Origin of the sequence: Bordetella genomosp. 10, assembly GCF_002261225.1 — a bacterium.
Taxonomy (GTDB): Bacteria; Pseudomonadota; Gammaproteobacteria; order Burkholderiales; family Burkholderiaceae_B; genus Bordetella_C.
The window spans coordinates 337,348-356,768 of the sequence record NZ_NEVM01000005.1 but is presented as its reverse complement, the minus strand read 5'-3'; the positions used below and the strand labels follow the sequence as shown (position 1 = coordinate 356,768).

Annotated in this window: 20 protein-coding genes; 7 read left to right on the top strand and 13 right to left on the bottom strand. The window is 68.6% G+C overall.

Going from position 1 to position 19,421, the window contains the following annotated elements; genetic code table 11:
- Positions 1 to 7 precede the first annotated feature (7 nt).
- A complete protein-coding gene (locus tag CAL29_RS31635; RefSeq protein ID WP_179284095.1) occupies positions 8 to 214 on the bottom strand; it encodes a hypothetical protein in 207 nt (68 codons plus the stop codon).
- Here CAL29_RS31635 and CAL29_RS17845 point away from each other — a divergent pair.
- From CAL29_RS17845 to CAL29_RS17835, 3 genes are all read left to right on the top strand, one after another.
- Positions 213 to 1,199, top strand: a complete 987-nt coding sequence (locus CAL29_RS17845; protein ID WP_179284094.1) for a LysR substrate-binding domain-containing protein — start codon at positions 213 to 215, stop codon at positions 1,197 to 1,199. The genes CAL29_RS31635 and CAL29_RS17845 overlap by 2 nt on opposite strands.
- A 114-nt stretch (positions 1,200 to 1,313) precedes the next feature.
- Positions 1,314 to 2,303: a Bug family tripartite tricarboxylate transporter substrate binding protein gene (locus CAL29_RS17840; RefSeq protein ID WP_094854413.1), complete on the top strand. Its 990-nt coding sequence runs from the start codon at positions 1,314 to 1,316 to the stop codon at positions 2,301 to 2,303.
- A 44-nt stretch (positions 2,304 to 2,347) separates the two neighbouring features.
- Positions 2,348 to 3,466, top strand: a complete 1,119-nt coding sequence (locus tag CAL29_RS17835) for a mandelate racemase/muconate lactonizing enzyme family protein (RefSeq protein WP_094854412.1) — start codon at positions 2,348 to 2,350, stop codon at positions 3,464 to 3,466.
- Positions 3,467 to 3,542: 76 nt separating this feature from the next.
- Here CAL29_RS17835 and CAL29_RS17830 read toward each other — a convergent pair whose 3' ends face one another.
- Both CAL29_RS17830 and CAL29_RS17825 read right to left on the bottom strand, forming a co-directional pair.
- Positions 3,543 to 4,682, bottom strand: a complete 1,140-nt coding sequence (locus tag CAL29_RS17830) for a mandelate racemase/muconate lactonizing enzyme family protein (protein ID WP_094854411.1) — start codon at positions 4,680 to 4,682, stop codon at positions 3,543 to 3,545.
- A gap of 36 nt (positions 4,683 to 4,718) precedes the next feature.
- The gene (locus CAL29_RS17825) at positions 4,719 to 5,690 is read right to left on the bottom strand and encodes a Bug family tripartite tricarboxylate transporter substrate binding protein (protein WP_094854410.1); all 972 of its coding nucleotides are present in this window, start codon (positions 5,688 to 5,690) and stop codon (positions 4,719 to 4,721) included.
- Between the two features lie 172 nt (positions 5,691 to 5,862).
- Here CAL29_RS17825 and CAL29_RS17820 point away from each other — a divergent pair, with 172 nt between their 5' ends.
- Entirely contained in the window at positions 5,863 to 6,765 is a 903-nt protein-coding gene (locus CAL29_RS17820) for a LysR family transcriptional regulator (protein WP_179284093.1), read from the top strand.
- A 73-nt stretch (positions 6,766 to 6,838) separates the two neighbouring features.
- Here the strand turns inward: CAL29_RS17820 and CAL29_RS17815 are convergent, their stop codons facing one another.
- The 5 genes from CAL29_RS17815 to CAL29_RS17795 form a co-directional block, all read right to left on the bottom strand.
- Complete coding sequence (locus tag CAL29_RS17815) at positions 6,839 to 7,270, bottom strand: Rap1a/Tai family immunity protein (RefSeq protein WP_256977551.1); 432 nt, start codon at positions 7,268 to 7,270, stop codon at positions 6,839 to 6,841.
- Positions 7,271 to 7,425: 155 nt separating this feature from the next.
- Complete coding sequence (locus CAL29_RS17810) at positions 7,426 to 8,406, bottom strand: tripartite tricarboxylate transporter substrate binding protein (protein WP_094854409.1); 981 nt, start codon at positions 8,404 to 8,406, stop codon at positions 7,426 to 7,428.
- A 94-nt stretch (positions 8,407 to 8,500) separates the two neighbouring features.
- Positions 8,501 to 9,223 carry a 3-oxoacid CoA-transferase subunit B gene (locus tag CAL29_RS17805; RefSeq protein ID WP_256977550.1) on the bottom strand — a complete coding sequence of 241 codons (723 nt, stop codon included), beginning with the start codon at positions 9,221 to 9,223 and terminating at the stop codon, positions 8,501 to 8,503.
- Positions 9,220 to 9,912, bottom strand: coding sequence for a 3-oxoacid CoA-transferase subunit A (locus CAL29_RS17800; RefSeq protein WP_094854407.1), 693 nt, complete (start codon positions 9,910 to 9,912; stop codon positions 9,220 to 9,222). Before CAL29_RS17800 ends, CAL29_RS17805 begins: the two co-directional genes overlap by 4 nt.
- Positions 9,913 to 9,914: 2 nt before the next feature.
- Positions 9,915 to 10,886, bottom strand: a complete 972-nt coding sequence (locus CAL29_RS17795; RefSeq protein ID WP_094854406.1) for a Bug family tripartite tricarboxylate transporter substrate binding protein — start codon at positions 10,884 to 10,886, stop codon at positions 9,915 to 9,917.
- A gap of 233 nt (positions 10,887 to 11,119) precedes the next feature.
- Between CAL29_RS17795 and CAL29_RS17790 the strand changes: the two genes are divergently transcribed.
- Positions 11,120 to 11,560, top strand: a complete 441-nt coding sequence (locus CAL29_RS17790; protein WP_256977549.1) for a PaaI family thioesterase — start codon at positions 11,120 to 11,122, stop codon at positions 11,558 to 11,560.
- Between the two features lie 8 nt (positions 11,561 to 11,568).
- Here the strand turns inward: CAL29_RS17790 and CAL29_RS17785 are convergent, their stop codons facing one another.
- The 5 genes from CAL29_RS17785 to CAL29_RS17765 form a co-directional block, all read right to left on the bottom strand.
- Positions 11,569 to 12,933, bottom strand: coding sequence for an MmgE/PrpD family protein (locus tag CAL29_RS17785; RefSeq protein ID WP_094854405.1), 1,365 nt, complete (start codon positions 12,931 to 12,933; stop codon positions 11,569 to 11,571).
- Positions 12,934 to 12,935: 2 nt separating this feature from the next.
- Entirely contained in the window at positions 12,936 to 14,096 is a 1,161-nt protein-coding gene (locus tag CAL29_RS17780) for an acyl-CoA dehydrogenase family protein (RefSeq protein WP_094854404.1), read from the bottom strand.
- 74 nt (positions 14,097 to 14,170) lie between these two features.
- A complete protein-coding gene (locus CAL29_RS17775) occupies positions 14,171 to 15,367 on the bottom strand; it encodes a CaiB/BaiF CoA transferase family protein (protein WP_094854403.1) in 1,197 nt (398 codons plus the stop codon).
- Between the two features lie 4 nt (positions 15,368 to 15,371).
- The gene (locus tag CAL29_RS17770; RefSeq protein ID WP_094854402.1) at positions 15,372 to 16,226 is read right to left on the bottom strand and encodes a MaoC/PaaZ C-terminal domain-containing protein; all 855 of its coding nucleotides are present in this window, start codon (positions 16,224 to 16,226) and stop codon (positions 15,372 to 15,374) included.
- A gap of 10 nt (positions 16,227 to 16,236) precedes the next feature.
- Entirely contained in the window at positions 16,237 to 17,148 is a 912-nt protein-coding gene (locus CAL29_RS17765) for an SDR family NAD(P)-dependent oxidoreductase (protein ID WP_094854401.1), read from the bottom strand.
- Between the two features lie 176 nt (positions 17,149 to 17,324).
- Here CAL29_RS17765 and CAL29_RS17760 point away from each other — a divergent pair, with 176 nt between their 5' ends.
- Positions 17,325 to 18,224 carry a LysR substrate-binding domain-containing protein gene (locus CAL29_RS17760; protein ID WP_094854400.1) on the top strand — a complete coding sequence of 300 codons (900 nt, stop codon included), beginning with the start codon at positions 17,325 to 17,327 and terminating at the stop codon, positions 18,222 to 18,224.
- 182 nt (positions 18,225 to 18,406) lie between these two features.
- Positions 18,407 to 19,399 (top strand): Bug family tripartite tricarboxylate transporter substrate binding protein, encoded by a 993-nt coding sequence (locus CAL29_RS17755; RefSeq protein ID WP_094854399.1) that lies wholly within the window; start codon positions 18,407 to 18,409, stop codon positions 19,397 to 19,399.
- The last annotated feature ends 22 nt before the right edge of the window (positions 19,400 to 19,421 follow it).

Below are 19,421 nucleotides of genomic sequence, written 5' to 3'. Positions count from 1 at the left end.
CTGGAGTTTACGTCAAGCCCATGCCGCGACCGCGAGCCTGGCTGTCGTCAAGCTGACTGCCGCCGGCGGCGCCGCCGCCATGGCCGTGGATGGCAATGCGTCGCGCGCGGCGCGGCGGTGTCTTCACCCGCGCCGCGCGGAATGTCGGGCGAATCGCCGGGCAATGCGTCACACTTGCCGGTGTGACCACGTTTCCGATGGATAGCAAGGCCATGCCCACTCGTCCTCCCGTCCGCGGCGACTCCCACGGCGCCGGCCGCCCGCTGTTGTCGCCCACGCTGACCGCCCGCTTGAAGTTGCGCCATCTGTCATGTTTCCTCGAAGTCGCCGAAGGCGGCAGCCTGGGGGCGGCGGCGGCCCGGCTGCACGTCACCGAATCCGCGGTCTCCAAGACCATCGGCGAACTGGAGGACATCCTCGGCGCGCAACTGTTCGAACGCCTGCGCAAGGGCATGCGTCCGACCGCTATCGGCGCCGGGTTCGGACAGCAGGCCCGTGAAATCCTGCAGCGGCTGCAGTCCGCCGCCGACCAGGCCGCCAACGGCGGCAGCCGGCGTCCGGCCACCCTGAGGATGGGCGCCATGCCCATCGCTTCGGCGATCTATCTGCCGCCCGTGCTGCAGGATTTCGTCGAGCGCTTTCCCCGTTGCCTGGTCGAGGTCGCCGTCGGCCCCAAGGATGCGCTGCTCGATGACCTGCGCCAGGGCAAGGTCGACGTCATCATCGGCCGCCTGCCGCCGTTCGAGGACATGGCCGGCCTGTCGTTCGAACAGATCATGCTGGACCAGTACGTGTTCGCCGTCGCCAGGAACCATCCGCTGGCCCGGCGCAAGCGCTTGTCCATGCAGGACTTGATGGCCTATACGCTGGTCACCCCGCCCAGGCAGACCGTGGTCTGGGACGAGGTGCGGCGGTTGTTCCTGGCCAAGGGCATCGGCGAGCCGCCGCGCGTCATCGAGATCCTGGACCTCAACTTCGCCAGCGCGTTCACGCTGCGCCACAAGGCCGTGTGGATCGCGTCGCGCAGCTTCCTGCTGGCGCGCGAACTGGTCGGCCCCTTGCATATCCTGCCTTTGGATACCGCCATGCTGGAAGCGCCGATCGGCTTGATCCGGCGCGCCGAGGCGGCCCGTGACGATACCCAGGCCCTGCTCGCCGAGCTGGTGCGCCGCCACCGCGCGTCGCCCGGCCAGGGTTGAGCATTTGCTCAACTCCGCGCCCGACAATTCGATATACGGCGCCCGTCCGCCGCCGCTACAGTGCAGGCAGCCGGTCAGTCGAGAACCGGCGGTCCACGATATCGAGGAGGCTCCATGTTCATCCGCCTGCGGAAACTTGCCGCCGTCGCGGCCCTGTCGGGATTGGCGGCGTTGGCGCTGCTTTGCGTGCCGGCGCGCGCCGCCGGATATCCCAGCAAGCCGGTCCGCGTGATCGTGCCGTTCGCGCCGGGGCAGGCCTCGGACCTGGTCGCGCGGGTGCTCGCGGAGAAGTTGAACAAGGCGACCGGCGGCAACTTCGTGGTCGAGAACCGGCCCGGCGCCGGCGGGACGCTGGGCGTGGCCATGGCGGCCAAGGCGCCGCCCGACGGCTATACGCTGGTGGTGGCGACCATCGGCCCCTTGTCGCAGGCGCCTTACCTGTATCCGAATCTCGGCTATTCGCCGGTCAAGGATCTGGCGCCGATCACCGATCTTGCGCTGACGCCGACCGTGCTGGTCGCCAACCCCGCGGCCGGCTACCGTTCCATGCAGGACCTGATCGCCAAGGCCAAGGCGGCGCCCGGCACCATCAACTTCGCCTCGGCCGGCGCCGGCTCGAACCAGCACATCACGATGGAATTGTTCAAATCGCGCGCCGGCATCGATCTCGTGCACATTCCCTACAAAGGGGGCGCCGAGTCGGCCTCGGCCTTGCTCGCCGGCACCGTCACCGTGATGTTCGACGCGATCCCGGCCGTGCTGGCCAACGTCAAGTCCGGCAAGTACACCGCGCTGGCGATTTCGTCCGCGCAACGCTCGCCCTTCCTGCCGGAGGTGCCGACCGTGGCCGAGTCCGGCCTGCCCGGTTTCGACGCCGTGGGCTGGATGGGGTTGGCCGCGCCGGCCGGCACGCCGGCGCCGGTGCTCGACTACCTCAATGAAAAAGTGCGCGCCGCCCTGGAGGATCCGGAGGTCAGCGCCCAGCTCAAGGCCATGGCGTTCATCCCGGACGGCATGTCGCGCGCCCATTTCGCCGAGATGATCCGTAGCGAAAACGCGAAGTGGCGCAAGGTGATCCACGACGCCGGCATCCATCTTCAGTAAACCCGTCATCGCCTGTCTCAACGCTCATTCGGAAAGCCGCCGCCATGTCACACGCCATCGAACGCATCGAGCTTGCCCGCGTTTCGGTTCCGTTCGAAATCAACGGTCCGCGCAACGGGCTCAGGCCCGGCCTGGCGCCGTGGACGCGGATGGAATCGCTGATCGTCCGCGTCCATTGCCGCGACGGCGCCAGCGGCTGGGGCGAGGCCTTCGGCCACTTCGCCAATGCCGGCACCGCCGCCATCCTCGAAACCCTGGTCGCGCCCTGGTTCATCGGCAAGGACGCCAGCGCGATCGGCGCCTCGATGGAGCAGGCGGAGCGCGCGTTCTATGGTTTCGGCCGCAACGGGCCGGTGCGCTATGCCTTGTCGGCCATCGACATTGCCTTGTGGGACATCGCCGGGCAGCGCGCCGGGCTGCCCCTGTACCGCCTGCTGGGCGGCAACCGGCCCGGCATCCGGCGCTACGCCAGCTTCGCGCGCTATGGCGGCGATCCGGAGGTCGTCGCCGCCAACACGGCGGCGGCGGTGGAGGCGGGCTTCGCCATGGTCAAGCTGCACGAAGCCACCTTGCCGGCCTTCCTGGCCGCGCGCGCGGCGGCCGGCGAGCGGGCCAGGGTGGCGCTGGACGTGAATTGCCCGTGGACGATAGAGGAGGCGCGCGCGATGGCGCGCCGGATCGCGCCCGAGGATTTCGAGTGGCTGGAGGAGCCCGTCTGGCCGCCCGAGGACTACGACGGCATGGCGCGCGTGCGGCAGGAAGGCGTGCCGGTCGCGGCCGGCGAAAACGTCACCACGCTGCACGATTTCAAGCGGTTGTTCGAATCGCGCGCGGTCGACGTGGTGCAACCCAGCGTGGTCAAGGCCGGCGGCATCACCGCCATGCGCAAGGTCTACGCGCTGGCCGAAAGCTACGGCGTGCGCGTGGCCCCGCACTGTTATTTCTGGGGACCGGGGTATCTGGCGACGGCGCATCTGATCGCCGCCGATGCGCGGCCGATGCTGCTGGAAACGCCCTACATCGCCCTGGAGGCGCCGGAGGTGAACCCCGCCTTCGATTCACGCAGCGGCGCGATGACGCTGTCCGATGCGCCGGGGCTGGGCTACGCGCCGGATGCGGCGGCCTTGGCGCGGCAGACCGTGTGGTCCGCGGCCGTGGCCTAGGAGACCGGGCCGCGCCGGCGCCGTGTCCGTGGATGGCGGCGCATGGGCCAGCCTGGCCGTGGGGCGCTGCGCCGCATCAAGCCCCGAGGGCCACGACGGCATGGCGGCGCAGGTAGCTTCCCATGGCCTGTTCGTCCGGATCCACGCCTATGCCGGGCTTGCCGGACGGGGTGAGATAGCCATCCTCCGGCAGGGCGAAGGCGCCGCTGAGGGTGCGCAGCGGATTGGGGTTGGCGTCCATTTCGAGCAGCCCGTCGCCGCCCGCGGCGCACAGGACGTGCGCGGCCAGCGCCAGCCCGACGTTGGAGCCGAAGGCGTGCGGGCAGTAGCGCAGGCCGCGCTCCAGCACCTCCCTGGCCAAGGGCAGCACCCGGCTGACGCCGCCCCATTTGCCGAGGTCGGGCTGGATGACGTCCAGCCAGTCGAAGGCGGCGCGGAAGGCGTCGAGGCCGAGCAGGTTTTCGCCGCCCGCGAAAGGATGGGCCGAGGCGGCGCGCAGGGCGCGCCATTCTTCCGGCGCGCGTTCGCAGCCGATGGGTTCTTCCGTCCATTGCAGCGGCAGGGAGCGGATGCGGGCGAGGGCGCGATGCGCCGCGGCCGGATCCCATCCGCAGTTGGCGTCGATCATGGCGATTTCATCGCCGGCCAGCATGGAGACGGTGCGTTCCAGGTCGTCCAGCGCGCTGTCTTCCTGGAAACCCGCCTTGAACTTGAAGGCGCGGAAGCCCAGGGCGCGCAGGCCGTCGAGCTGCGCCGGCGAGAGGCTGGGCGAGACGCCGCTGGCATAGGCACGCAGCGGCCGCGCCGTGCCGCCCAGCATCTGATACAGCGGCACTCCCTGTGCGCGGGCCGCGAGGTCCCAGAGCGCGCAATCCAGGCCCGCCAGCACCTGCGCGATGGGGCCGGGCTCGCCGGCGAGCCGCAACATGGGCAGCAGGGCGGTCTCCCATTCGTCCTGCAGCGCGGGAATGTCGTCCAGCGCGCGGCCCAGGGCCATCGGGCCGACCAGTTGTTCGACCATGGCGGCGCGGTGGTAGGCGCCGAAGGCCGGATAGCCGCTCCATATCTCTCCCCAGCCATGGTGGCCGAACTGGTCCTGGACTTTCAGCAGGAGGGTGGTCCGTTGTGTGAAGGTGCCGAAGGAGGCGCGCACGGCGGCGGGGTTGTCGTCTTGCAGGACGTAGGCGTCGATACGGGCGATGTGGGAAGCGGTCATGATGCGGTGTGTAGCGTATGCGGGGCGATCGGTCGCTCAATGATTGGTCAGGCCGGGCGAGCGCGCCACGACTTCGGCCCACAGGCGGGACTGCGCCTGCCATTCCTCCTGGAAATCCGCGCTCGATCCGCCGCCGGGCGCCAGGCCCGCCCCTTGCAGGATCTTGCGCACGTCCGGTTCGGCCAGCGCCTGGTTCATGGCCGCGTTCAGGCGGTCGATACGGTCCTTCGGCACCTGGGCCCGGGCGAAGACGCCGCCCCAGGACGAGATTTCCATGCCGGGGATGCCGGCCTGCGCCATGGTGGGGATGTCCGGATAGGCGGGATTGCGCTCGCGGCCGGTGGTGGCCAGGCGGCGCACCTTGCCCGAGGCGACGAAGGGCTCGGTCACCGCCTGGGTTTCTATCAGCATGTCGGCATTGCCCGCCGCCACGCCCAGCGCCGCGGCGGGGCTGCCGTTGAACGGCACCTGGTAGATGTCCGTGCCGGTTTTCTCCTTCAGGACTTCGGTGGCCAGTTGCGCGGCGCTGCCGGGGCCGCTGTTGGCGGCGACCAGCGCGCCCGGCTTCTGCTTCGCCTTGGCGACGAGCGCCGCCATGGAGTCGATGCCACTGTTGCTGCGCACAATCAGGAAGAAGTCCGTCGAATAGATTTTTCCGACCGCCGTCAGGTCCTTGAGGACGTTGACGGCCTGGTTCGGATAGATGTGCGGATTGATGGCCATGGTGCTGCCGGCGGCGACCAGGATGGTGTAGCCGTCGGCGGGATTCTTCAGCACCTCCTGCGCGGCGATCTGCCCGTTCGCGCCGGGACGGTTTTCCACGACCACCGGCTGGCCCAGGGTGTGCGCCATGGACTGCGCGATGGCCCGGGCGCCGGTGTCCGGCGTCGATCCCGCGGGCGACGAGACGACGAGGGTGATTGCGTGATCGGGGTAGGCGGGCCCGGCCGCCAGGGCGGCCGCGGGCAGCGCGGAAAGACAGGCGAGGGCGATGAGCAGGCGGCGCATGGTGTTGTCTCCTTGCGGGCGTCGCGGGACCGGAGCCGCGCGTCCGTTTCGATGGTTTCGGGAGGATGGTAGGCAGATCGGCCCGGATGGTCTAATACCAAAATCGTCCTGGGCGATACGTTGCCGGTTTCACCGCCGGCATGTCGTCGCCGGATATCACTGCCGGGATTTCATGACGACGCGTGCCTCCAGCCTGGACCTGCGCATGGTCCAGCAATTCCTCACCGTGGCGAATACGCTCAGCTTCCGCAAGGCGGCCGAGCAGATGCACATGGCCCAGCCTCCCTTGAGCCAGGCGATCAAGCGCCTGGAGGGCTTGCTGGAGGCGCGCCTGTTCGAGCGGTCCGCGCGCGGGGTGCGCCTGACGCCCGCCGGCGAGGTTTTCCGGGACGAGGCGCGCCGGCTGTTGAGCCAGGCGGAGCGCGCCATGGAGAGGACCCGGCGCGCCGCCCGCGGCGAACTGGGCAGCGTGCACGTCGGTTTCATCGGGCCGGCCATGTTCGCGCTGCTGCCCAAGGTCATCCGGACGTTTCGCGAGCAGTTTCCGGAGGTGGAGCTGACGCTGCACGAGGGCAGTTCGATGCAGGTGACGGCCATGCTGCTCGGCGGCACCGTCGACGTCGGTTTCCTGGTTCCGCCGGCGGAGCTCGACGACGGCATCGCCGTCGATACCTTGGTGACGGACGTGTTGACCGTGGTCTTGCCGGCCGGACACAGGCTGGGCAGCCAGGCGGCGGTGCGCCTGGAGGCGCTGGCGGGCGAACCCTTCGTCATGTTCTCGGCGCAGGGCGTGCCGACGCTGTCATCGCGCATCGCGGCGCTCTGCCGCCAGGCCGGATTCGAACCGCGCATCGCGCAGGAGGCGGTGCAGATCTCGACGGTGATGGGCCTGGTGGCCGGCGGCGTCGGCATCTCCCTGCTGCCCGGCGCCGTCGCCACCCTGATCCCGGCCGGCGTCATCTGCCGCCCCATCCTGGCCGACCCGCGCCTGCTGGAAGTGCGGCTATGCGCCGCATACCGCCCGGAAGGCCTGAGCGAAGCCGCCCGCCGCTTCCTCGACATCGCCCGGACGTGAGTGAAGCTTATTAGAGCGCACCAAATAACCGATCTTGCGACCCCTTGCACCCCATGCAAGTGCGCTGGCAACACTAGCGTCTTCTCTTGCACGGGAACGAGCGGGCGAGCGCTTCGCCGACCAAGGGTCCTGCATTTCCGCGCAACCGGGTTGCGGGCAGGCTCGACAGATACGTGTATACGCGATCGCTCAGTTCGTGCGGCAGGACGCCGGTCCGCGTGCACCAGATCTTGCCCTGCGACTGGTCCGCGATGCCAGCGATATAGGCTTGCCCATAGGCGCTGGAAAACAGGCGTTTCTGCGATTCGTCCTGAGGCGGGTTCGGCAGCTTGCCCTTGCCCTGCAGGGCCTCGGCGAGTTCGGCGCCGGTGAGGTGCCAGGTCCGAGTCTCGTCCATCGCCGTGGACGCCGGCGTAGGCTGGGCGGCCGCGGACATTGCCGTCAGCGCCAACACGAGCGCGGCCGATTGGCGGAGGATGCCCGGCCGGCGTTCGAGCAAGGCCATGGATGGTCTCCCGTTTCCGATGGCCTTGATCTTAGCAGCAATGCGTTTCGATCGGCCTTGCGGCCCGGACCTCGGCAAGGACGCTACACCCCGCTGGTCACGCGGAACGTCGATGGCCTGCACGAGGCCGCCGGGGCAGCCCCCGCGATTCCCGGCTATTCGTTGAGCTTCACGCCGGCGGCCTTGACGGCGGCGCCCCAGCGGTCGATTTCCTCGTCGATGTACTTGCCGAATTCCTCGGGCGTGGAGCCGACCGGCTCGTAGCCATAGGACGCGAGCTGCTTGCTCAGGGTCGGGTCCTTCAGCGCCTCGGCGACGTCGCGGCTGATCTTGTTGACGACGTCCGACGGCGTGCCGGCCGGGGCCAGGATGCCGTACCAGCCGTTGACGACGAAGCCGGGCACGCCGGATTCCGCCACGGTGGGAACGTTGGGCAGCAGCGGCGAGCGCTTCGCGCCCGTGACGGCCAGCGCCTTCAGCTTGCCCGATTGCACTTGCGGATACGAGGTGGAGAAGCTGTCGAACATCAGCGAGACTTCGCCGCCCAGCAAGGCCACGACGGCCGGGCCGCTGCCCTTGTAGGGCACGTGCAGCATATTGATGCCCGTGGCCGCCTTGAACATCTCGCCGGCCAGGTGGCTGGTGTTGCCCGGGCCGGCCGAGGCGAAGGTCAGCTCGCCGGGATGCTTCTTGGCGTAGGCGACCAGCTCCGGCATATTGTTGGCGGGCGTGGACAAGGGCGCCGACACCAGCATGGGCAAGGTGGCCGTCAGCGAGACCGGCGCGAAGTCCTTGCGCGTGTCGTAGGGCAGCTTGGCGTACAGGGACGGGTTGATGGCATGCGCCGCCAGCACCATGATCAGCGTGTAGCCGTCGGGCTTGGAGCGCGCCAGTTGCGAGGTGGCGATGGTGCCGCCGGCGCCGGCCTTGTATTCGAGCACGAGCGGCTGGCCCCAGCGTTTCTGCAACAGGGCCGACAGCGGCCGCGCCAGCATGTCGGCGCTGCCGCCGGGCGGGTAGGGGATCAGCAGCGTGACCGGCTTGTCGGGATAGGCGCTGCCGGCGCTCGCGGGAAGGGCCGTTGCCGTCGCGGCAAGGCACAGGGCGAGCGCGGCGCTACGCAGAAAAGGACGCATGGGGTTGTCTCCTGTCGGCTTATCGTTGTGTGTGGATTACCTGCTTACCTGAACGGACGGCCGCCCCGAAAGGGAGCGGCCGCATCGCTTCACTTCACTTTTCGAAGTACTGGGCGCGGCCCGTTTCGCCGACGCGGATCACCAGCGGCGCGCGCGGCGTATGCAGCCGCGCTTCGCTCAAGGCCTGCAATGCATCCAGCCGCATTCCCTCGATCATCGCGTACACCTCGAACCCTTGCGGGCCGACGTCCAGCACGGCCAGGTCGGTATAGACGCGGTCGACCGCGCCGGCCGCCGTCAGGGGATAGGTGCAGCGGTGCAGCAGCTTGGGCGAACCGTCGCGCGCCACGTGCTCCATGGTGACGTAGACCTTGCGCGCGCCCACGGCCAGATCCATGGCGCCGCCCACGGCGGGAATGGTGTCCTCGGCGTTGGTGATCCAGTTCGCCAGGTCGCCGTTCTCCGCGACCTGGAAGCCGCCCAGCACCGTGTAGTCCAGGTGGCCGCCGCGCATCATGGCGAAGGACACCGTGTGCTCGGAAATCGAGGCGCCGGGCAGCAGGGTGATGAGCTGCCGGCTGGCGTTGATGAGGTCCGGGTCGCCCTGTCCCTCGGCGGCCAGGCCGCCCATGCCCAGGATGCCGTTCTCGCTGTGCATGATGATTTCGCGGTCGCCGGACAGGTAGTCGGACACCAGCGTGGGGATGCCTATGCCCAGGTTGGCGATCGATCCGTCGGGGATGTCGTTCGCGACCAGTTGGGCGATCTGCTGGCGCGTCAGGCGGGGACGGGTTTCTGCGTGCATAGTCGTGCTCATGCTTGTGCCTCCGTGGCCGCGTCATTGGCGTGAACCGGAACCACGGCCTTGACGAAAACGCCGGGGGTCATGATGTGCTCGGGCGGCAGTTCGCCCAGCGCCACCACCTGGTTGACCTGGGCAATGGCGTGGCGGGCCGCCATGCACATCACGGGATTGAAGTTGCGCGCCGCCCAGCGATAGGTGAGGTTGCCCCAGCGGTCGCCGCGGTCGGCCTTGACCAGGGCGAAATCGGCGAACAGCGGCTGTTCCAGCACGTAGCCCACGCCGTCGACCACGCGTGTTTCCTTGCCTTCGGCCAGGCGCGTGCCATATCCCGTGGGCGTGAAGAAAGCGCCCAGGCCGGCGCCGGCGGCGCGCAGGCGCTCGGCCAGCGTGCCCTGCGGCACCACTTCCAGCTCGACCTGGCCGGCGCGGTAGGCGGCGGCGAAGGTCTCGGAATGGGGCGGACGCGGATGCGAGCAGATGACCTTGCGCACCAGCTTGGCCACGATCAGCGCCGCGATGCCGGCCTCGTGGGTGCCCGCGTTGTTGCTGATGACGGTGAGGTCGCGCCGTCCCAGGTCGCGCAGGGCGTGCAGCAACTCGAAGGGCACGCCGGCCTCGCCGAAACCTCCCACCAGGATGGATGCCCCGTCGGGGATGACCTGCAACGCCTCCACGATCGAAGGCTGGATCTTGTCAATCACGCTTACTGCTCCTTGTACATGCCGGCGGCTTTGACGGTCTGTTCCCACAGCGTGCGCTGCTGGTCGATGAAGGCGCCGAACTCAGCGGGCGTATTGCCGCCGGGCTCGCCGCCCAGCTCGTGGAATTTCTTGACGATGTCGGGCGAGCTCAGTCCCTGCCGCGCGGCCTGGTAGAGCTTGTCGATCACCGGCGCGGGCGTGCCGGCGGGCGCCAGCAGGCCGAACCACGCCGTGACCACCATGTTGTCGATGCCGGCTTCCTTCATGGTGGGAACGTCGGGTAGTTCGGGCGAACGCTTCTCGCCCGTGACGGCCAGCGCGCGCAGCTTGCCCGCCTTGATGGAAGGCATGGAGCTGGGCAGGTTGTCGATCATGAAGGTGAACTGGTTGGCCAGCAGCGCCGCGACGGCCGGGCCCGCGCCCTTGTAGGGCACGTGGGTGGCCTCCACGCCGGTGCGCTGCTTGAAGAGTTCGCCCGACATGTGCGGCGACTGGCCCGTGCCCGAGGAGCCGAACGAGCGCTTGGACGGATCCTGCTTGAGCAGCGTCACCAGTTCGGCGGCGGTCTTCACGGGCTGGGCGGCGTTGACCTCCAGCACGTTGGGCACCGAGATCACCAGCGTGACGGGCGCGAAATCGCTCGCCTTGTAGGGCAGCGTCTTGTACAAGCTGTAGTTGATGGCGTTGGGACCGATGTTGCCCATGATCAGCGTGTAGCCGTCGGGCGCGGCGCGCGCCGCGGTCTGCGTGCCGATGATGCCAGCGGCGCCGGCGCGGTTCTCGACGATGATCGATTGCCCCAGCGCGGCGGTCATTTTCTCGGCCAGCAGGCGCGCGGCGATGTCGGTGGTGCCGCCGGGCGCGGCCGGGACGATGATCGTGATGGGGTGGTCGTTGGGCCAGGCGGCCTGCGCCAGGTGCGCCGCGCCCAGCAGTACGGCGCCTGCGAGCCAGCGTCCGCGGGTCGATGCCATGATTGTCTCCTTGTGCCGGGCCTTGCGCCGGCCTTGATTTTTCAATGTGGCATGAGTATCCGAGGCGCCCGGCGCCAGCGTCTATTCGTGATTGCGGAACGCGGGCTTCGGTGGGCGAGAAGGCGAGGGCCGGACAGTGGCGCTAAGATAAGCCCGACGCGCGCCGTCAGGCGCGCGGGCATCCCCCGAGAAACGATCCAAGACGACACAAGATTTTCCAAGACCGAGCGACGATGAGCAGCGACCTTATTCCCGACGGCTACACGCCGTGGCAGCCCGCCAGCCCTTACATGACCAACCTCAACCGGCTGGGCACCATCTACCGGCGCGAGTCGGACGACACGTTCGGCGTGCGCGTGACGCAGGACCATGGCAACAATGTGGGCATCGCGCACGGGGGCTTCCTGGCCACCATCGCGGACTGCGTGCTGGGACACGTGATCGTGCGCCGCAGCGGCCTCGCGGTCGTCACGGTGCAACTGAGCGTCGAATATCTCAACGCGGTCAGGGAAGGGGATTGGCTGGAGGCGCGCGTGCAGATCGACAAGCCGGGCAAGCGGCTGATCCACGCCGCCTGCCTGCTGGAGGTGGCGGGCCGGCTGGTGCTCAAGGCCAACGGCGTGTTCGCCGTCATCGGCCAGGCCGCGCCGCCGGCCCCGTCTTTCGACGGTTGAGCGGCGCCTCAGGCCGGCAGCAGCGCGCCCACGCGCTCCAGGTCGGCCAGCTTCCAGGCCCAGCCGATCAGCGAGCGGACTTCGGCCTCGGTCGCCGCGCCGGCATAGGTGCCCAGGCGCACCGCCTTGTCCTCGATTTCGGGACGCGAGAGGGTGTTGCCCGGATCGCCCTTGGGTTCGTCCACGCGTCCCTGTAGTTCGCGTCCGTCGCGGGTGTAGACGGTGACCTTGCCGATCCAGCGGGCAGGATAGGCCTCGTCGACTTCCCGGTCGAGCTGCATGCTCACCTTGTCGCGGAAGGCCGCGACGTCCTTGTCCGCCAGGCCCATGTCGAATTCGGTCAGGCCGGCGTAGCCGCGCAGCGCGATCAGGGCCAGCACCGAGCCCATGGAGAATTTCGACTGGTGCACGGTGCGGGGATCGACCACGGGGCCGAGCACGTCGATGGCGCCCTGGTGGACGTGGGTGACCACGCGGTCGATGTCGGCCGCTTCCAGCTTGTGCTCGCGCACCACCTGTAGCAGCGCGTCGGCCGCGGGATGGGTGTGGCGGCAGGAAGCGTGGTACTTGAAGGAGGTTTCGGCCAGCGCCCAGCGCGTGCCCAGGCGGTCGGTGAGCTTGGCCGGGTCGGCGTCCGTGGACATGCCCGCGGCCATACCCTGCGGGCCTTCCAGGATATGCCTGGCGCCGGTGAAGCCGTCCTGCGCCAGGTAGGCCGCCGTGATGCCGTCGGCCGCGGCCTTGGCCGTGTGCAACTGCTTGGAATCGGCGGCGTCGCGCAGGAACTCCCACAGGCCGGCGGCCTGCGTGCCCGCCGAGCCGAAGGCGTTGAGCATCTGCCCGGCATCGAGCTTGAGCAGGCGGCCCACCGCGGCCGCGGCGGCCACCGTGCCGGCCGTGCCGGTGGTGTGGAAAATCTTGTAGTGCGAGCGGCCCAGGAATTCGCCGATGCGGATGCCCACTTCGTAGCCGGCCACGGCGGCGGCGAGCAGTTCGCGGCCCGAGGCGCCGATCGCCTGTCCCACGGCCAGCACGGGCGGGAAGATGACGGCGGCGGGGTGGAATACCGAGCCGTTATGCACGTCGTCCTGTTCCACCATGTGGGCGGCGGCGGCGTTGACCATGGCCGCGAACAGCGGCGTGGTGCGGCGGCGCGAGACCAGTACTTCGGCGGGGCCGTCGGCCGGGCCCATGGCGCGGGCGAACTTGTCGATGGACAGCACCGGCCGCGAGCGCGCGCCGGCCAGGATCGAGCCCAGCGTGTCCAGCAGCAGGTCTTCGCAGCGGCGCAGCACGGGCGCGGGGATGTCTTCGTAGCGCAGGGAGCTGGCGAAAGCGGCGAGCTCGGCGCTGGGATGGGATGTCGTCGTCATGATCAGAAGGACCTGGGAAGACCCAGCACGTGTTCGGCCACGTAGGACAGGATCAGGTTGGTCGAAATAGGCGCGACCTGGTAGAGGCGCGTCTCGCGGAACTTGCGTTCGACGTCGTATTCGTGCGCGAAGCCGAAGCCGCCGTGGAACTGCAGGCAGGCGTTGGCGGCTTCCCACGAGGCGTCGGCGGCCAGCAGCTTGGCCATGTTGGCCTGGGTGCCGCAGGGCAGGCCGGCGTCGAAGCGGCGGGCGGCTTCGTAGCGCATCAGGCTGGCCGCCTCCACGTTGACGAAGGAGCGGGCGATGGGGAACTGCACGCCCTGGTTCTGGCCGATGGGGCGGCCGAACACCACGCGCTCCTTCACGTAGGCGGAGACCTTGTCGACGAACCAGTAGCCGTCGCCGATGCACTCGGCGGCGATCAGGGTGCGTTCGGCGTTCAGGCCGTCCAGGATGTACTTGAAGCCCTTGCCTTCCTCGCCGATGAGGTTCTCGGCCGGAATTTCCAGGTTGTCGAAGAAGAGCTCGTTGGTCTCGTGGTTGACCATGTTGGGGATGGGGCGCACTTCCATGCCGTGGCCGATGGCCTGGTGCAGGTCGACGAGGAAGATGGACATGCCCTCGGACTTGCGCTTGACCTGGTCGATGGGCGTGGTGCGCGCCAGCAGGATCATCAGGTCGGAGTGCTGCACGCGCGAGATCCACACCTTCTGGCCGTTGACCACGTAGCGGTCGCCCTTCTTGACGGCGGTGGTCTTGAGCTTGGTGGTGTCGGTGCCCGTGGTGGGTTCGGTCACGCCCATGGACTGCAGGCGCAGTTCGCCGCTGGCGATGCGCGGCAGGTAGCGCTGCTTCTGCTCGGCCGAACCGTGGCGCAACAGGGTGCCCATGTTGTACATCTGGCCGTGGCAGGCGCCCGAGTTGCCGCCGGCGCGGTTGATCTCCTCCATGATCACGGAGGCTTCGGTCAGGCCCAGGCCGGAGCCGCCGTATTCCTGCGGGATCAGCGCGGCCAGCCAGCCGGCCTTGGTGAGCGCGTCGACGAATTCCTCGGGATAGCCCTGGGCCGCGTCGATCTTGCGGAAATACTCGGCCGGGAATTGGGCGCAAAGGTCGCGCACCGCTTCGCGGATGTCTTGGAAATCGTTGGAGGCGTCGGACATGGAATGAATGAAGGTGGATGACGGGTTTCTTTTACACGGATACCGCGCGGCCGCAAAGCCGCGCCCCGGAATATCTAGCTTCTGCCCAGCACGTCGCGCAGCACTTCTTCGGTGTGCTGGCCCAGCATGGGCGGCGCGTAGCGGTACTGCACCGGCGAGCCGGAAAAGCGCAGCGGGCTGGCCGTGACCGGCGCGGTGCCGCCCAGCGGGTGCGGGATCTCGCGCCGCAGTTCGCGCGCCTGCGCCTGCGGATGGCCGAAGGCCTGGGAGATGTCGTTGATCGGACCGCAAGGCACGCCCACGGCTTCCAGTTTGGCGATCCAGTCGTCGCGGCGGCCGGTCTTCATGATCTCCGCCAGTTGGGGGATGAGCGCGTCGCGATGGGTCACGCGGCCGCTGTTGGTGAGAAAGCGCGGATCCTCGGCCAGTTCCGGGGCGCCGATCGCCTTGCAATAGGCGCGGTACTGCGAGTCGTTGCCGGTGGCCACGATCATGTGGCCGTCGCTGGTGGCGAACACCTGGTAGGGCACCACGTTCTGGTGCGCGTTGCCCGCGCGCCGGGGCGCCTTGCCGGAGGTGAAGAAGTTCGAGTTCTGGTTGGCCAGCATCGCGACGTGGCAGTCGAACAGCGCGATGTCCAGTTGCTGGCCCAGGCCGCTGCGATGGCGTTCCTGCAAGGCGGCCAGCACGGCGACGGTGGCGTACATGCCCGTGATGATGTCGGTCACCGCCACGCCGGCCTTCTGCGGGCCGCCGCCGGGCAGGTCGTCGCGTTCGCCGGTGATGCTCATCAGCCCGCCCATGCCCTGGATCATGAAGTCGTAGCCGGGGCGTTCGGCGAAGGGACCGGTCTGGCCGAAGCCGGTGACCGAGCAGTAGATGAGCCGCGGGTTGACGGCGCGCAGGCTTTCGTAGTCCAGCCCGTATTTCTTCAGGCCGCCCACCTTGAAGTTCTCCACCAGGATGTCGCTCTTGGCGGCCAGTTCGCGGATCAGCTCGGCGCCCTCGGGCGTGGCGTAGTCGACGGTGATGGAGCGCTTGTTGCGGTTGCACGAAAGATAGTAGGCGGCCTCGGAGGTGTCCTTGCCGTCGGGGCCCTTCATGTACGGCGGGCCCCAGCCGCGCGTGTCATCGCCGGCGCCGGGGCGCTCGACCTTGATGACGTCCGCGCCGAGGTCGGCCAGGTTCTGGGTGCACCAGGGGCCGGCCAGGATGCGGCTGAGATCCAGCACGCGGATGCCGTCGAGGGGCGGGGGACGATTGCTGCTCATAGACTTATTTCACCTTGGCGACGCCGCAATTCAGCGTCAGTACGTTGCGTTCGACGCTGCGCGCCGTGTAGCGGATTTCATCGCCTTCGCGCCACATGTCGAAGGCCAGGGTCTCGCCCGGGATCACCGGCGAGGAGAAACGCACGTCCAGTTGCGCGAGGCGGCTGGCGTCGCCCTCGGCCCAGGCCTGGACGACGGCGCGGGCGGCCATGCCATACGTGCACAGGCCGTGCAGGATGGGGCGCTCGAAGCCGGCCTTGCGGGCCACCTCGGGGTCGGCATGCAGGGGATTCATGTCCGCGCTCAGGCGGTAGATCAGCGCCGCGCGCGGCGACACCCGCAGCGTCACCTGGCGGTCCGGCGCGCGCTCGGGCGGGGCGGGCAGCGCGGCGGGCGGCGCGTCGCCCTGGCCGAAGCCGCCGTCCCCGCGGCAGAACGAGGTCTGCGCCAGGGTGGCCAGGTGCTGGCCGTCCAGGCCGTGCAGCGTGCGCTCGGTGACCACCAGCGCGCCCTTGTCGGCGCCCTTGTCGATGACGTGGGTGATGCGGCTCCGGGCGATCACCGTGCCCTGGGCCGGCAGCGTGCCGTGCAGGGTCAGGCGCTGCTCGCCGTGCACCAGGCGCACCCAGTCGATGCCGGCGCGCGGGTCGCGCATCCAGAAGCCCGGATACCCCAGCACCACGCTCATGGTGGGGAAGGCCTGCAGGTCCCGCTCGTACACGTAGCGCAACTGGCTGGCGTCGACGGGATCCTCGCCCAGGCCGATGCCCAGGGCGTACAGCATGGTGTCCTTCTCGGTGTAGGTATGCCGGATCTCGTCGAAATGCCAGTTCTTGATGGTGTCGTAGTTCAAGGGCATGTCGGCGGCCTCAGATCGGATCCCAGTCGATGACGTCGGGCGAGCGCTCCAGGGCGTAGAAGTGCTTGCGCATGGCGGGGATGGCGATCTCGCCGATCAGTTCGGGCGTCCAGCCTTCGGAGTAGTGCACCGTGCGCAGCGGGCGCGGCTGGGAGAACAGCATGATTTCATTGGCGCGCACCGAGAAGATCTGCGCGGTGATGCCGGCCTGCGCGGCGGCGTCGCTGACGAGGTAGATGGCCAGGGGGGCGATCTTGCCCGCTTCCATTTTCTTCAGCTTTTCGACGCGCGCCTTTTCCTCGGGCGTATCGGCCGGGATGGAGCTGGTCATGGCGGTCCAGGCGAAGGGCGCGATGCAGTTGGAGCGCACGTTGTAGCGCGACATGTCCAGGGCGATGGACTTGGACAGGCCGACGATGCCCATCTTGGCGGCCGAATAGTTGGCCTGGCCGAAGTTGCCGATCAGGCCCGAGGTGGACGTCATGTGCACGAAGGCGCCCGATTCCTGTTCGCGGAAGTAGGGGGCGGCGGCGCGGCTCATGAAGAAGGAGCCGTTCAGGTGTACGTCCTGCACCTGGCGCCATTCTTCCTCGTTCATCTTGTGGAAGACGCGGTCGCGCAGGTTGCCGGCGTTGTTGACCACGGCGTCGATGCGGCCGAAGACGTCGACGGCGGTCTTGATGTTGCTGGTGGCGCCCTCGTAGGTGCTGACGCTTTCGGTGCAGGCCACGGCCTGGCCGCCGGCGTCGAGGATTTCCTTGACCACCGCCGCCGCGGGGCCGCCCGAGCCGTCTTTCTTCAGATCGAGGTCGTTGACCACGACCTTGGCGCCTGCCTTGGCCATGGCCAGGGCGATACCACGGCCCACGCCGCCGCCGGCGCCGGTCACCACGACGACTTTGCCGGAAACCATTCCACTCATGTGTCTCTCCACTATTTACCTTAGGGTTTTCCCTGGGGGCCTTCTCATCGGGCGCCGCGCCGTGCATGGCCGGGCCTTCCTGATCCGGACGGTCTTCGCATGGTAGATTCCCGGCGACGGCAACAGAATTCAATATTCAAGACACCCCCCTTTTGCGTGGCGGAACGGTTCCAGCAATGAGACATGACCTTACAGACCTGCGATTGTTCGTGAACGTGGGCGACACCTTCAGCCTGACCCGCGCGGCTGAGCGGACTTTTCTTTCCCTGCCGGCGGCGAGCGCCCGCATCAAGCATATGGAGGAAGCCTTCAAGACGCGCCTGCTGGTGCGCCAGGCCACGGGCGTCTCGCTGACCTCCGCCGGCGAGGTGCTGCTCAAGCACGCCCGGCTGGTGCTGGGACAGCTCGAATGCCTGAACGCCGACCTGCAGCCTTATTCGCACGGCATCAAGGGGCGGCTGCGGCTCCTGGCCAACACCACCTCGACCAACTCCTTCCTGGCCGACGCCCTGTCCAGCTTCCTGGCCGAGTATCCCGAGGTCGACATCGAGTTGCAGGAGAAGATCTCGGGCGACATCGCCATGGCCATCCGCGGCGGGGCGGGCGACCTGGGCCTGGTGGCCGGCAACGTGGACGTCGAGGGGCTGGACGTCATGCCCCTGTTCCGCGACGAGCTGGTGGTGGTGGTCTCGGTCAAGAATCCCCTGGTCGAGCAGACCTCCGTGCGCTTCATCGACCTGCTCGACACCTATCCTTTCGTCGGCATCCACCCCGACAGCGCCATCCAGATCTTCCTGGAGGATATCGCCTCCGGCCTGGGCAAGAGCATCATACAGCGCGTGCACGTGAACAGTTTCGAGGCCGTCTGCCGCATGGTGGCGGCCGGCGTGGGCGTGGCGGTGGTGCCGCGCGGCTGCATGCGCCACCACAACCAGCCGAGCGCCCTGCACATCCTCAAGCTGGAAGATCCCTGGGCCCAGCGCGAGCGGCTGCTGTGCCGCCAGCGCGGGCGCGACCTGCCGCGCTTCGCCGAACAATTCATCGAGCACCTCTTGCGCGCCGCCCGCGAGAGCTGATGCGCCGACGCGGCGCCGAGCCAGCATCGGCACGGCCCCGCTGAACCCCGGGTTAGGAAAAAATGAAGCGGCAACGGCGGCCGTCGGGCCAATAATGCCGGCTGCGCCGCGGCCCGCGAAGCGGGTAGGGGGTGGGCCTCCCCTCGCGGCCCGGCGACAAAAAACTATCCGGAGACGAAATCATGCAGAACCCGCAACGCCGCCGCATCCTCGCCGGCCTGGGCGCATCCCTGGCGGCGCCCTGGCTGCCTTCCCTGTCCCACGCCGCCGCGTGGCCCAGCCGCGCCGTGAACTTCATCGTGCCTTTCCCCCCGGGCGGCCCCGTCGACACGACGGCGCGCTTCGTCACCCGGCCGCTGGGCCAGCTATGGTCCCAGCCCACCATCGTCGACAACCGCGCGGGCGCGGGCGGCATCGTGGGCGCGCAGACCGCCGCCAAGCAGGATCCGGACGGCTATCACTTCTTCTTCGCGTCGATCCACCACTCGGTGCTGCCGAGCCTGCGCTCCAGCCTGCGCTACGACATCCAGAAGGATTTCGACCCGGTCGGCATGGCGGCGGTGTTCCCCATCGTGCTGGTGGTCAATCCCAAGCTGCCGGTGAAGACGGTGGCCGACCTGATCGCCTACGACAAGGCGCATCCGGGCGAGCTGTCCTTCGCTTCCTCGGGCACCGGCGGCGGCACGCACCTGGCCGGCGAGCTGTTCAACAGCATGACGGGCACCACCATGAAGCACATCCCCTACCGCGGCAGCGCGCCCGCCATGCAGGACGTGCTGGCCGGACAGGTGCAGGTCATGTTCGCCGACGGCCCCTCGGCGGTGCCGCACATGAAGAGCGGCGCCGTGCGCGCGCTGGGCGTCGGCAACCTGAAGCGGTCGGCGATGTTCCCCGAGGTGCCCACCATCGCGGAGTCGGGCGTGGCGGGGTACGAGGCCTATTCGTGGAGCGGCCTGCTGGCGCCGCACGGCACGCCGCCGGAGGTGATCAAGCGGGTCAATGCCGACCTGGTGAAGGTGCTCACCGATGCCGACACGGCCAAGAGCATGCTGGCCGCCGGCGCCGAGCCCATGCCGGGCACGCCGGAACAGTTCGGCGCCTTCCTGGCTTCCGAGCTCGCCAAATGGCACCAGGTCATCACCAAGGCGCACATCGTGGTCGAAGAGGGAAGTTGATCGCGGGTGTATGGGGAGGGGG